Below are 11,658 nucleotides of genomic sequence, written 5' to 3'. Positions count from 1 at the left end.
TGTTTCTGGCACGTCGGTTGCAATTAAGAAAGCAGTGGAATGCGCTTTCGAGGTAAGGATGAAACGACACTATATTTTTGCCAGCCATGGCAGCTTTGCTAACGGTTTGTTGAACTCCGTGGAACTGATCCTCGGTAAACAACCCGATATACATACCTTGTGTGCCTACGTGGAAGAAGAGGTCGATCTGACGCAGCAGGTGGAAGCGCTAGTGGCGCGTTTCCCGGCGCAGGATGAGCTGATCGTGATTACGGATATTTTTGCCGGTAGCGTGAATAACGAGTTTGTTCGTTTTTTATCTCGCCCACATTTCCATTTATTATCCGGTTTAAATCTGCCGTTAATTATTGACTTGCTGATTTCCGCAGCCGAAGACAATACCGAAAAATTAATTACCGAGGCATTAACAAACGCCAAAGAGAGCATTCAGTACTGCAATCAAACGATTGCCAGCGCGATGACTATGGATAAAGACTTCTGAAATGAGGAAGCATGATGATTACATTATTAAGGGTAGACCATCGATTACTTCACGGCCAGGTGGCCTTTTCCTGGACCCAATATGTCGGCGCCGATTGTATTTTAATCGCCAACGATAGCGTCCCTGGCGATGAGTTGCGGAAAACCACCATTAAGCTTGCCAAACCGCCCTCGGTGAAGCTGGTGATTAAAAATATAAATGATTCTATTGAGGCAATAAAAAGCGGGGTTACCGATAAATATAATTTATTTATTGTTGTGGAGTCGGTTAATGACGCCTGGCGTATTGCCAGCGCCATCGACGAAATAAAAAGCATAAATCTTGGCGGAATAAAGGCTAAAGAGGGCAGTAAAAATATCTCTAAGGCGATTAATTTACTGCCGACAGAAATAGAACAGCTACAACAACTGGTGGGCAAGGGCGTCGAAGTGGAGATTCGCCAGGTCCCGAACGATCGCAAACAGCTTTTTGCGGAATGCGTGTAATTCCGGAGGACAGATTATGGTAGAGGCTCTCTTACTGGGTCTGGTGGCGTTTATCGCGCAATCGGAATATGCCTTAGGGACGTCGCTAATTTCACGGCCTATCGTCACCGGGCTGTTGACCGGGCTGGTGCTGGGGGATGTACAGACCGGCGTCATTATGGGCGCGACGCTGGAGCTGGCGTTTATCGGCTCTTTCTCCGTTGGCGCCTCGATCCCACCCGACGTCGTGACCGGCGGTATTCTCGGCGTGGCGTTCGCCATTACCTCTGGCGCAGGCACAGAAACGGCGTTGCTGCTTGGCCTGCCTATCGCCACGCTGACTTTGATCCTGAAAAATATCTATCTGGGGATGTTCATTCCAATGCTTAGCCAAAAGGCGGACGGGTATGCGGAACGGGCGGATCTCCGCGGCATTGAGCGGATGCATTTGATTGCCGGATTCGGCCTGTCGCTGATGCTTGCCGCGGTGGTCACCGTCTCATTCCTGGTGGGCAGCAACGCGGTGAAATCCCTGCTCGATACGATCCCGGAATTTATCAAACATGGGCTCAGCGTCGCCACCGGCATCATCCCGGCCCTCGGCTTCGCGATGCTCGCCAGGCTGCTGATTAACAAGAAAGTGGCGCCGTATTTTTTCCTCGGTTTTGTGCTGATGGCCTATTTGAAAATCCCGGTGACCGGTATCGCCATTCTCGGCGCTATCGTGGCGGTGGTCATGGTTAACGTCACCGCGTTGAATTCACCTCGTATCACGACAGAACAAGGAGTCAGCGATGACGACGAAGATGATTTCTGAAGAGACCCTGCAGCCGCAGGCGCAGGAAGAAACCCGGATTACGCCGCGCGATTTACGCCGGGTGTTCTGGCGCTCTTTCCAGATGGAGTTCTCGTGGAACTATGAGCGGCAGATGAATCTCGCCTTTGTTTACGCGTTGATCCCGGTGCTGAAGAAGCTCTATCCGCGCAGAGAGGAGCTGGCCGCAGCGCTGAAGCGGCATCTGGTTTTTTTCAATACCACGCCGCATATCGTCACCCTGCTGCTGGGGATCACCACGGCGATGGAAGAGAAAAACAGTCAGCAGAAAAACATGGATGCCACTGCGATTGATAACGTCAAAGCCTCACTGATGGGACCGTTAGCCGGGCTGGGTGACTCTTTCTTTTGGGGGACGCTGCGCCTCATCGCCACCGGGATCGGCACCAGCCTGGCGCTGAAGGGCAACATCCTCGGGCCGATCCTGTTTCTGCTGGTGTTTAACGTGCCGCACATTCTGGTGCGCTGGTGTTTTACCCGCTGGGGCTACGTACTGGGCACCGGGGTCCTGCAGCGGATCCAGAAGAGCGGAATGATGGAGAGCCTGACCTACGGGGCGTCGATTATCGGTCTGATGGTAGTCGGGGCGATGACCGCTTCAATGATCGATATCACCATTCCTCTCTCCTTCGGCGCCGGGGAGGCCAAAACCCAGGTACAGGACATTATCAACGACATTCTGCCCTGCATGCTGCCGTTGGTGAGTTTTGGCATCGTCTACTGGCTACTGGGACGGAAAGTTAAACCGCTCTCAATTATTGGCGGCATGGCGCTGGTGGGCATTCTGGGTTCGTGGATCGGATTGTTTTAACGGGAGTGAGCTATGCGACCAACAATGATGACATATATCAGTGAAGAGCCGGCCTGCCTGGCGCAGATCCTGCGCGACTACCGGCAAAAGCTGGCGCCGATTGAAACCTTCGTCCGCCAGCACCCGGTACGGCGGATATTATTGCTCGCGACCGGATCGTCGCTGAATGCCGCGCTGTGCGCGCGCTATTTCTTTGAGCAACGCTTCGGTGTGCTGCTTGACATTAAAGAGCCGTACAACTTCACCCATTACGACGCGATCGACCCGCATGCCGATCTGGTGGTGGCGATTTCACAGAGCGGAAAAAGCGCGTCGACGCTGGAGGCGATGCGTAAGGTACAGGCTTCCGGCAAGTCGGTTTTCGCCCTGACCTCAGATCCGCAAAGCCCGATAGGAGGCGCCAGCGATGGCGTTCTGGATATTAATACCGGGATCGAGAGCGTAGGGTTTGTGACCCGCGGCTTTAGCGCGACGGTGCTCAACCTGTTGCTGATAGCGCTGATCATTGCTCGTAAGCAGGAGAAAGCCAGCGAGGTCGAGGAGCAGCACTATCTCGCTGAATTGCAGCGGCTGGTAGCGGCGATCCCGGAGGTTATCGTCCGCACCTCGCGCTTTATTGACCGCCATAGCGAAACGCTGCGCAGCGGCGAGCGCTTTGTCGCCACCGGCTACGGCGCGCTGGTTGGCGTGGCGAAGGAGTTCGAAACCAAATTTACCGAGACGGTGCGCGTGCCTTCCAGCGGCTTTGAGCTGGAAGCCTATATGCATGGCCCCTATCTGGAAGCCAATGCCCGCCATGTGATGCTGTTTATTGAAGATACGCCGGACGCGCGAACCCGGGCGCTGCGCGACTATCTGGCGCCGTCCATTGGCCGGGCCTTTACCCTGACGCTGGGTGACGAAGAGGATGCTCAAACGCTGGCGCTAAACTGTCCGTGCGAGCATCACCTGGCGCCTCTGCTGCTGATTGTCCCAGTGCAGATGCTCGCCTGGCATACCGCAGGACTGAAAGGCATCGATCTGGCTAAACGTATTTTCGACGATTTTGACCGCGTCTTAAAAAGTAAAATCTGAATATTCAGGAGAAAACTATGTTGGGTTTTAATCAGGACGAGTACCTGACCAGTGCTCGCGAGATCATCGCTGCGCGTAAACAGGCTGAAACCGTAGCCGACGATATTTATGACAGCGGCTGTAGCGCATTATTTTTTGCTTCGGTAGGTGGTTCCCTGGCGCCGATGATGGCAATTAATGAATTTGCCAAAGAATTAACCAGCGTGCCGGTATATCTTGAACAGGCCGCGGAGTTAATCCATCGCGGACATAAAAAATTAAATAAAGATGCGGTTGTCGTTACGTTATCTAAATCCGGCGATACCAAAGAGTCGGTCGCCATTGCCGAATGGTGCAAGGCACAGGGGATCCGCGTGGTGGCTATTACTCGTCACGCCGACTCGCCATTGGCTGCCGCCGCCAGCTGGCATATTCCGATGTGCCACAAAAATGGCGTGGAATATGAATATATGCTGCTGTACTGGTTATTCTTCCGCGTTATTTTTCGTCACGGCGAGTTTGCTGATTATGCGCGATTTGCCAGCCAGCTCGAGTTACTGCCGGAAAATCTCCTGCAGGCGAAACGCCAGTTCGATCCCCGAGCGGATAGCATTGCCGCGCAATACCATGACTGCGACTATATGATGTGGATTGGCGGCGCGGAAATGTGGGGCGAGGTCTATCTGTTCTCAATGTGTATTCTCGAAGAGATGCAGTGGAAGCGGACGAAGTCGGTGAGCTCCGCTGAATTTTTCCACGGCACCCTGGAGCTGCTGGAAAAAGAGGTTCCGCTGTTTCTGGTGAAAGGCGAGGGGAGATGCCGGGCGCTGGACGAACGCGTCGAGCGTTTTGCCGAAAAAATAACTGACCATCTGGTGGTTATCGACCCGCGCGACTATCCGCTGAACGGCATTGATGACGCGTTCCGCTGGATTATGGCGCCGTGCGTGGTGTCCACCCTGCTGGTGGACCGGCTGGCGGCCCACTTTGAACACTATACCGGCCACGACCTCAATATCCGCCGTTACTACCGGCAGTTTGATTACTAAGCCGTGATGATGGCGGCCAGCCGGGCTGGCCGCCATGCTATTCTCCGAGGCGCTTCCCAGAAAATTGTCGTCAAACCCAACCGGGTAAAAACCGGTGATAGAGTCCGGCTTACCTTCTCTTTCAGGCAAGCGGATGGCCATGAAAAAACGGATGACCTCGACGCCGCACGATGCGGTCTTTAAGCGATTTCTTCGTCACCCGGAGACAGCGACTGATTTCCTCACCCTCTACCTTCCCGAAGCGATCCGTCAGCGGTGCGATTTCTCTACCCTGAGGCTGCAATCGGCGAGCTTTATCGATGAGGATCTGCGCGCCTGGTATTCAGATGTCCTCTGGTCGGTGCAGACCACCTGCGGCACGGGGTATGTTTACGTGGTGATAGAGCACCAGAGCTCACCGGATAGCCATATGGCCTTTCGCCTGATGCGCTATGCGATTGCCGCAATGCAGCGCCACCTGGATGCCGGGCACAAAACGCTGCCGCTGGTGGTGCCGATGCTTTTTTATCACGGTGCAACCAGTCCGTATCCTTTTACCCTCAACTGGCTGGATGAATTTGCCGACCCGCAGCTGGCGAAGACGCTGTATGGCTGTCCGTTTCCATTGATCGACGTGACGGTGATGCCGGACGATGACATCGTGCAACATCGGCGAGTCGCCTTGCTGGAGCTGATGCAAAAACATATTCGCCAGCGCGATCTCAGCGGCATAACGGAGTCGTTGGCGGCCGTTGTGATGCTGGGATACACTAACCGTCGGCAGTTGAGAATGCTGTTTCACTATATGCTGCAGTACGGTAATACGGCCGAGCCGGGCGTGTTTCTCCGCCGGCTGGCCCGCCGTCTGCCACAGTATGAGGAGACATTGATGTCTATCGCGCAAAAGCTTAAGCAGGAAGGTCGGCAACAAGGCCGACTGGAAGGCCGGGAAGAAGGGCACCTGGAGGGCTTGCAGGAAGGCAGCCGACGCGAGGCGCTGCGCATTGCCGGCAGTATGTTACAGAATGGCCTCGACAAAGAGATGGTAAAGAAGATCACCGGACTGTCGGCTGATGAACTACAGCCGCTGTGTGGTTAACGTCCTGCCACGACAACCGCTGCCCGGCGCGAAAATTCGCCGGGCAGGATTGCGTTAGCCTTCGCTTTTCACCACTTTGATCTCCACCATGCCGATCCCCAACTGACGCGGGGAGTGGCCGAGGATATTGCCCTCGTTAGTGGTTTGCGGGTCCGGCGGGGTGATGATCAGCGTGTTGCTGCGCGTTGGGTTGTCAAAATGCAGCGTCGTGGTAGTCACGTCATTATCCAGAGTGAGCACTTGCTTACTTTCTCCAACTCGCACCGGAATCGGCTTATTGGCGTTTGGGCCATAAGCTTTGGCGGTGATCACCAGATCAAATTTCTCCGGTAGCGGCTCTTTATATTCAATCTTCACGTCGCTGCCCAACTGAGCATTGGACCACCGCCCCCACGACTCGGGACGCGAAATACCGCTGAACTGTTTAACCTCTTCCGGGGCGCCAGCGACGTTAAACACGAAGCTGTCGGCCTTATAGCGAATATCGTTGTCGACAATTTTCAGCGTATCGACGTTGCCCTTATAGCGCTCCATATCGATAAGGGTGTCCCTGAAGGCGGTCTTGCCGTGCCACTGCGGCTTATCAACGTGCTGGACCTTCTGCTCACCCCCCAGCTGTCCCTGCGAGACGCACCAGTCGGTGGAGAGCGCCAGCTCAGGCGACCACAGCTGGCCCATTTTATAGCAGCGATCGACCCACACGAAATTATCCCGTGGCGCGAAATCGGCCAGCTGGAAGCGCAGCGGCGCAGAGTATTCACTCTCTGGCAGCGGTTCTACGCGCTGGTCAGATACCCGCAGCAGCAGCGGCAGACGGAAATGGCTGCCGGAGAAAGCGATCATATTTTTCTGCGAGTCGATGGTGAAATTCTTCATTTCTTTGGGGAAATTCCACAGGCGGATCACGTCAGGCTTCCATGCCAGGACTTTCTCTTTCATATTCATGAAAATACCGGAGAGCGACTGGCCGGAGAGGCTGCTACGCCCGAGGCCGATATAGTTATCGCCGCCGAGAATATCCAGCACCGTCGCGCCGTTATCCATGGTGTTGCGTTTCACCGCCAGGGTCTCCTGCTGCGGTTTATCGCCGCGCAGGACGAAGAACAGATTGCTGCGATCGTGCTTGTTGAGATAATCCCAGGCGCTGTTCTTCATGGCCAGGTGATCGGAAGAGACCACGATGACCGTGTTTTTGAAATAGGGTGAGGCTTTAATCTTCTCTATCAGCGCGGCGATATGTTCCTGACTGCAGCTAACGGCGCTGAAAGAGAGGTTTTTCTTGCCGTCCACATCATAGCGTTTACGCTCGCAGGTGCGTGAGATAAAACCGTCGGGATGGTGGGTATCCACCGTCAGGGCGAAGAGCGAGAAGCGTTTCCCGGACTGCGACAGCTCTTCGAATTTTTTCCAGGTCTCGTCGAGTACGGTGTCGTCATAGAAGCCCCAGTCGTTGCGGTAGGTAGGATCCGCCACCGTAGTTTTTAGCTCTTCCGCCCCGTACAGATGATCGAAGCCGTGGGATTTAAGAAACACGTCTTTGCCGGCAAAGCGCAGGTTAGCCCCCTGCACAAAGTAATTCTCGTAACCGGAGTTCTTCAGAATATCGCCAAGGCAAATATTCTGTGGAAAGAAGCTGGAGACTGAGGCTGAGGCATTACCTTCGAACGGCGCGAACAGCGGAATGCCGCACTGTGAGGCGACCATGCCGGCGATAGTGTAATCGGTCCCCGGCAGCTGCATGGTATTGCTGAAATCAATGGCCTCATCTTTAATTCTGCCAAGCTCAGGGGTGAGGTTGGGGAAGGCGTCGTTATCAAAATAGGTGCGCTCGAGACTTTCGCCATAGATATAGACCAGGTTCAGCTGCGGATTGTCGATTTGCTTCGACGGCTCTTTATAGTACGCGGCAAAGTCTGGATCGCCCTCGCGTGACTGGGATTTCACCAGCTCGCTGATCTGATGGAAGGCCGGGCTGGCATCAACGGAGGCCAGCGCCAGCAGTAGCGCCGCCAGGCTGTAACCGACGTGATGAGGATGATGCCGACGGCGGCGCAGCACCCAGCCGAGGGCGCCAAAGACGGCGACCAGTGCGACGGCCACGCCGACCCCCGGCAGTATATATTTGCCGATCCCGGCGCCGGTCAGGCTGTTGGTCAGAGTGTAGAGTACCGCGTCGTTGATGCCGTCGCCGGTGAAGTAGTCACTGGCGTAGAGGGTGATATTCAGCACCACGAACAGGCCTAACACCGTGAGCGTGGCGGCAAACCACCAGGTGTTACGACCCGCTTTCCAGGCATACAGCACCACCGAAGCTAAAAATAAGGCGATGGATAACAACTCTGACACAGCTCATCCTCATTAATGCCAGTTATCGGCTGGCAGAACAGATTACTTTTCAAGCCCCACTGTAATTGCAGCGCCATCTTGCTGCAATTCTAGCGTCATGAAAGTGTGCAGTTATTCAGAATTGGTTTAGAAGTTGCCTTTTTTGATCGGCATCGCATCGTGCGAAATGGGAAAACGGAACAGGAAAACTGCAAAAAAAGCGTTTCAGGCCGCGGCGCCGCCGCGAAGGCAACAAATGCGGCCTTGTCAGTCAGGATCAGGAGAGGAAATTAACACCCTGTTTTAAGACCAGATCGCAGGCTTTGGTTTTTACCTGTTTCGCCAGCGAGCTATTGCCGAGCGTATTCAGGTCCAACTGCTGGCCGTTTTTGCTGTTGAGCAGCCCCTGCAGGCCATCCAGATAGCTGGTGTCCTGTTTTTGTTTTTCCGGCGTGCTAAGCCCCAGTTTATCCAGCACCTGATTTTTGACGTTATCGGCGCTGGTCACGGAGGCCAGCTTCTGTTTCGCGCAATATGACAGTATCCCGGCCGCATTATTCATGCTGCTGGCGGTCAGGGATTGGCTGCTGCCGTTGAGCAGGCTGGTTAGCGAGGAGACGGACATGCCGCCGCTGGCCTGGGCGTTACTGCCGCTGAGCTGGCTGGCAGCGCTGTTAAGGGAATCCTGCCAGGAGGCGGCGTGGGCGCCAGAGAGGGTAAACGCGCTAACGGCAAGCGCGGCAATAACGCTATTTTTAAACGATTTCATAGACGGACTCATAAGCGTGACTGAATAATCGCTTTAGTATAACGCCGTCGTCGCCCGGAAATCTCTTAATACTCCTTGCCTGTAACGCGGTGCCGGTAACTTTCCCAATTGAAGATAACCCACAGGCTGTTGCCGAGCCGCATACGGTCCATCACCCGCTCGCCGAGCAGTTTGTTCATCTCTTCCATATTGCTGTTGGTGAGCATCCCGGTAGGTCGTTTGGAGGATGAGCGCCGGTCAACTATCTGATTGATAATGACCTTTTCATAGCGAGACTCCGTCTGCATCCCAATTTCATCGATCACCAGCAGGTCGACCATGCTGAGGTCGTTAAGCAACTGTTCTTCGCTCGTTTCCCGGTTGCCGAAGGTATCTTTCATCGCCGACATAATATCGGCCACGGTGATGATTAAGACCGATTTCCCGCGCAGCAGCAGCTCGTTGCAAATGGCTGCCGCCAGGTGGTTTTTGCCAGTGCCCGGTTTACCGGAGAAGATAAAGCTGGCGATATTGCCATCGAACTCTTCCACGTACTGGCGCGCCCGGGCGAGCGCATTCATCTGCCCCTCGCACTCGACGCGATAGTTATCAAAGGAGCAGTTCTGATGCAGCGGGCGGATCCCCGAGCGGTTGAAGGTGCGCTGCATTTTCATCGCGCGATTCTCTCGCTCCAGCGCTTCGGAACGCAGCCGGCCTTGCTCTTTTTGCCAGGCCAGCAGCTCTTCGCCGGTTTTAAACGCCGGTTCAATATGTGCCGGCATCATTTTCTGCAGGCGTTTCATCAGGTCGCCAACGTTTTTCATGCTCATCCTCGGAAACCTCGCGGAATATGGCTGTCGGGTTCGCTAACGCTGTTCACATCGCGCTTCGGCTGTCCGCCGTTGCTGGCGCGGCTGATTTGCACGCTACGCGCCAGCTTCTGCTGCCACTGCACGTGGTGAAAGACTTTACCTTCCGCCTGCCAGTAAGCGACGAAAGCGGCCAGCTCTTCGGGGGTAACCGGCTGGCTCAGGGCAATGCCCCACAGCGCGGCCAGGCGCTGAAAATCGGCGTCAGGCCGCCACCCGGCGTACATAGCAAATTTGCCCATCGGCACCGCAACCGGCGCCGCGGCGGGCTCCTCGAAAAACTGCGGGTCAAGCGCGATGTCGCTGCCGGGGCGCGCCAGCCTGGCTTCCAGCTCCAGCAGTTGCGCCAGCCGCGCTGGCGTCAGCGCATAGAATGCCGGCGCGTTATTGGCAAAAACGGCAACGGTGCCGTCAGTCGATTTTGCCAGCAGCGCCGCGTGCTGCTGGAGGAACTCTTCCAGGCCGCTAAAATGGGAGGTTAAAATTCGCGAAGACATAACTCTATCTCAACTCTGAACTGCAAAGAGTGGGGTGATCTGCACATAGTAGCACAGAGGCCATCGCGGAAGGAGCGTCGCGGATTAACCGCGACGTCGGGGTTAGACGCGAGGACGCTTACGATACAGCCACAGGCCGGGTATCGACAGGCCAATCGAAAGGGCGCCCACAATCGAAGAGGCCTTTAAAAAATTGCTCAGCAGCAAAATCATCATCTCTTCCGAATAACCAAAATGACTGATTTTTACCGCGGAAATCATCGCCGTGTAGGCTGAGATGCCAGGAAACATCGGGATCACGGCGGCGACGGTAAAAATCTTCGGATGCGCCAGATACCAGCGCGACCATTGAATGCCAATGCTGCCCACCAGCAGAGCGGCGAGAAAGGTGGCCCATTCAATGTTAAAACCGGCGCTCATCATGATCATACGCGAACCATGGCCAATCGCCCCCAGCAGCGCGCACCAGCGCAGAGCGCGCTGAGGGACATTAAAGACCATCGCAAACCCGACGGCGGGGATCGCCGCCAGCAGCATGTCTTCCGCCAGCGCAAAAATAAATGAGATTATGCCCATCCGCGCAGCCCCCATACGGTCATGGCCATCACCACGCCAATGCAGGTGGCGAGGGTTAGCAGGCTGGCGATCGCCCAGCGGGCGAGTCCGGTATTGATATGCCCTTTAAACATATCGGCGACGGCATTGATTAATGGAAAACCCGGGACCAGCAGCAGAACGCTGGCGGCCATGGCAATGGTCGGCGTGCTGGCAAACGCCGGGAGGCGCAGCAGCAGCCCGGAGATGGTGGTGGCGACAAAGGCGGTGATGCAGAAGTTGATCTGCGGATGCATGGAGCGATGGGTCAGCACCTGGCGAATGTACATGGCTACCGTGCTGGCGCAGAAGCTGACCAGCGCCCCATCCCAACCGCCGTTATTCAGTTTGCAGAAACAGGCGCAGGAAAGACCCACCATCAGCACCAGCAGCCAGCGCGGATAGCGCAGGGGAACGATCTGCGCAAAACGCTTCTCGACGTCGCGATAGTCCAGCAGCTTATGCTCGGCGAGGATCACAATGTGCTGCACTTCCGTCACCACATGCATATTAATGCCGCGATCGACATTTTTGCGCGTAGAGGTAAGACATTCGCCATTTTTAATGGTGGTCAGGACGATGGCATTCGAAGAGATGGCGCTTTCAACGCTGTCCATCCCCAACGCCAGCCCGAGACGTGTTGACAGTTCCTCCACCAGCGCACTCTCGGCGCCGTGCTGTAACAGAAAAAGACCACACTGGATGCATAAACGTGTGATTGCCCGCTGCTGTGTCCGATCAACCTGCATACTACCTCTATTGTTCACGACGCCTGGTATCTGCCGATACTTTAACCTGAAGCGCAGTGGCGGCTGAGGGGGGTGGGATCAAATAATGTGCAAAAATTCCCAGTC

General features: G+C 55.3%; 13 protein-coding genes. 7 read left to right on the top strand and 6 right to left on the bottom strand.

The window, feature by feature from the left end; all coding sequences use genetic code 11:
- The first annotated feature begins 58 nt into the window (after positions 1 to 58).
- The 7 genes from LPQ25_RS22295 to LPQ25_RS22265 all read left to right on the top strand — a co-directional run bounded on the left by LPQ25_RS22295 (position 59) and on the right by LPQ25_RS22265 (position 5,771).
- Positions 59 to 481, top strand: coding sequence for a PTS sugar transporter subunit IIA (locus tag LPQ25_RS22295; RefSeq protein WP_002887606.1), 423 nt, complete (start codon positions 59 to 61; stop codon positions 479 to 481).
- Between the two features lie 14 nt (positions 482 to 495).
- Positions 496 to 966, top strand: a complete 471-nt coding sequence (locus tag LPQ25_RS22290; RefSeq protein ID WP_002887607.1) for a PTS sugar transporter subunit IIB — start codon at positions 496 to 498, stop codon at positions 964 to 966.
- A gap of 16 nt (positions 967 to 982) precedes the next feature.
- Positions 983 to 1,762, top strand: a complete 780-nt coding sequence (locus LPQ25_RS22285) for a PTS mannose/fructose/sorbose/N-acetylgalactosamine transporter subunit IIC (protein WP_002887608.1) — start codon at positions 983 to 985, stop codon at positions 1,760 to 1,762.
- The gene (locus LPQ25_RS22280; protein ID WP_004146068.1) at positions 1,740 to 2,591 is read left to right on the top strand and encodes a PTS system mannose/fructose/sorbose family transporter subunit IID; all 852 of its coding nucleotides are present in this window, start codon (positions 1,740 to 1,742) and stop codon (positions 2,589 to 2,591) included. Before LPQ25_RS22285 ends, LPQ25_RS22280 begins: the two co-directional genes overlap by 23 nt.
- A 12-nt stretch (positions 2,592 to 2,603) precedes the next feature.
- Complete coding sequence (locus LPQ25_RS22275) at positions 2,604 to 3,665, top strand: SIS domain-containing protein (RefSeq protein WP_012737366.1); 1,062 nt, start codon at positions 2,604 to 2,606, stop codon at positions 3,663 to 3,665.
- 17 nt (positions 3,666 to 3,682) lie between these two features.
- Entirely contained in the window at positions 3,683 to 4,693 is a 1,011-nt protein-coding gene (locus tag LPQ25_RS22270) for an SIS domain-containing protein (RefSeq protein ID WP_004146946.1), read from the top strand.
- 133 nt (positions 4,694 to 4,826) lie between these two features.
- Positions 4,827 to 5,771, top strand: a complete 945-nt coding sequence (locus tag LPQ25_RS22265) for an Rpn family recombination-promoting nuclease/putative transposase (protein ID WP_014908029.1) — start codon at positions 4,827 to 4,829, stop codon at positions 5,769 to 5,771.
- A gap of 54 nt (positions 5,772 to 5,825) precedes the next feature.
- Here LPQ25_RS22265 and opgB read toward each other — a convergent pair whose 3' ends face one another.
- From opgB to LPQ25_RS22235, 6 genes are all read right to left on the bottom strand, one after another.
- Positions 5,826 to 8,117 carry a phosphatidylglycerol--membrane-oligosaccharide glycerophosphotransferase gene (gene opgB, locus LPQ25_RS22260; protein ID WP_012737368.1) on the bottom strand — a complete coding sequence of 764 codons (2,292 nt, stop codon included), beginning with the start codon at positions 8,115 to 8,117 and terminating at the stop codon, positions 5,826 to 5,828.
- Between the two features lie 256 nt (positions 8,118 to 8,373).
- A complete protein-coding gene (locus tag LPQ25_RS22255; protein ID WP_002887620.1) occupies positions 8,374 to 8,865 on the bottom strand; it encodes a YjjA family protein in 492 nt (163 codons plus the stop codon).
- A 65-nt stretch (positions 8,866 to 8,930) separates the two neighbouring features.
- Positions 8,931 to 9,668 (bottom strand): DNA replication protein DnaC, encoded by a 738-nt coding sequence (dnaC, locus tag LPQ25_RS22250; RefSeq protein ID WP_002887623.1) that lies wholly within the window; start codon positions 9,666 to 9,668, stop codon positions 8,931 to 8,933.
- A 2-nt stretch (positions 9,669 to 9,670) separates the two neighbouring features.
- Positions 9,671 to 10,210, bottom strand: coding sequence for a primosomal protein DnaT (dnaT, locus tag LPQ25_RS22245; RefSeq protein WP_004178536.1), 540 nt, complete (start codon positions 10,208 to 10,210; stop codon positions 9,671 to 9,673).
- Between the two features lie 102 nt (positions 10,211 to 10,312).
- Positions 10,313 to 10,786 carry a threonine/serine exporter gene (locus LPQ25_RS22240; protein ID WP_002887631.1) on the bottom strand — a complete coding sequence of 158 codons (474 nt, stop codon included), beginning with the start codon at positions 10,784 to 10,786 and terminating at the stop codon, positions 10,313 to 10,315.
- Positions 10,777 to 11,553, bottom strand: a complete 777-nt coding sequence (locus tag LPQ25_RS22235) for a threonine/serine exporter family protein (RefSeq protein ID WP_004146059.1) — start codon at positions 11,551 to 11,553, stop codon at positions 10,777 to 10,779. Before LPQ25_RS22235 ends, LPQ25_RS22240 begins: the two co-directional genes overlap by 10 nt.
- Positions 11,554 to 11,658 lie beyond the last annotated feature (105 nt).

The sequence above is a fragment of the Klebsiella sp. KPN54798 genome, from assembly GCF_021184225.1.
Lineage (GTDB): Bacteria > Pseudomonadota > Gammaproteobacteria > Enterobacterales > Enterobacteriaceae > Klebsiella > Klebsiella pneumoniae.
This window is presented reverse-complemented; position numbering and strand designations above follow the sequence as displayed.

Coding starts and splice junctions, on each gene's coding strand:
- LPQ25_RS22295 (WP_002887606.1), top strand. CDS start 59: ATGAAACGACACTATATTTTTGCCAGCCATGGCAGCTTTGCTAACGGT.
- LPQ25_RS22290 (WP_002887607.1), top strand. CDS start 496: ATGATTACATTATTAAGGGTAGACCATCGATTACTTCACGGCCAGGTG.
- LPQ25_RS22285 (WP_002887608.1), top strand. CDS start 983: ATGGTAGAGGCTCTCTTACTGGGTCTGGTGGCGTTTATCGCGCAATCG.
- LPQ25_RS22280 (WP_004146068.1), top strand. CDS start 1,740: ATGACGACGAAGATGATTTCTGAAGAGACCCTGCAGCCGCAGGCGCAG.
- LPQ25_RS22275 (WP_012737366.1), top strand. CDS start 2,604: ATGCGACCAACAATGATGACATATATCAGTGAAGAGCCGGCCTGCCTG.
- LPQ25_RS22270 (WP_004146946.1), top strand. CDS start 3,683: ATGTTGGGTTTTAATCAGGACGAGTACCTGACCAGTGCTCGCGAGATC.
- LPQ25_RS22265 (WP_014908029.1), top strand. CDS start 4,827: ATGGCCATGAAAAAACGGATGACCTCGACGCCGCACGATGCGGTCTTT.
- LPQ25_RS22255 (WP_002887620.1), bottom strand. CDS start 8,865: ATGAAATCGTTTAAAAATAGCGTTATTGCCGCGCTTGCCGTTAGCGCG.
- dnaC (WP_002887623.1), bottom strand. CDS start 9,668: ATGAAAAACGTTGGCGACCTGATGAAACGCCTGCAGAAAATGATGCCG.
- dnaT (WP_004178536.1), bottom strand. CDS start 10,210: ATGTCTTCGCGAATTTTAACCTCCCATTTTAGCGGCCTGGAAGAGTTC.
- LPQ25_RS22240 (WP_002887631.1), bottom strand. CDS start 10,786: ATGGGCATAATCTCATTTATTTTTGCGCTGGCGGAAGACATGCTGCTG.
- LPQ25_RS22235 (WP_004146059.1), bottom strand. CDS start 11,553: ATGCAGGTTGATCGGACACAGCAGCGGGCAATCACACGTTTATGCATC.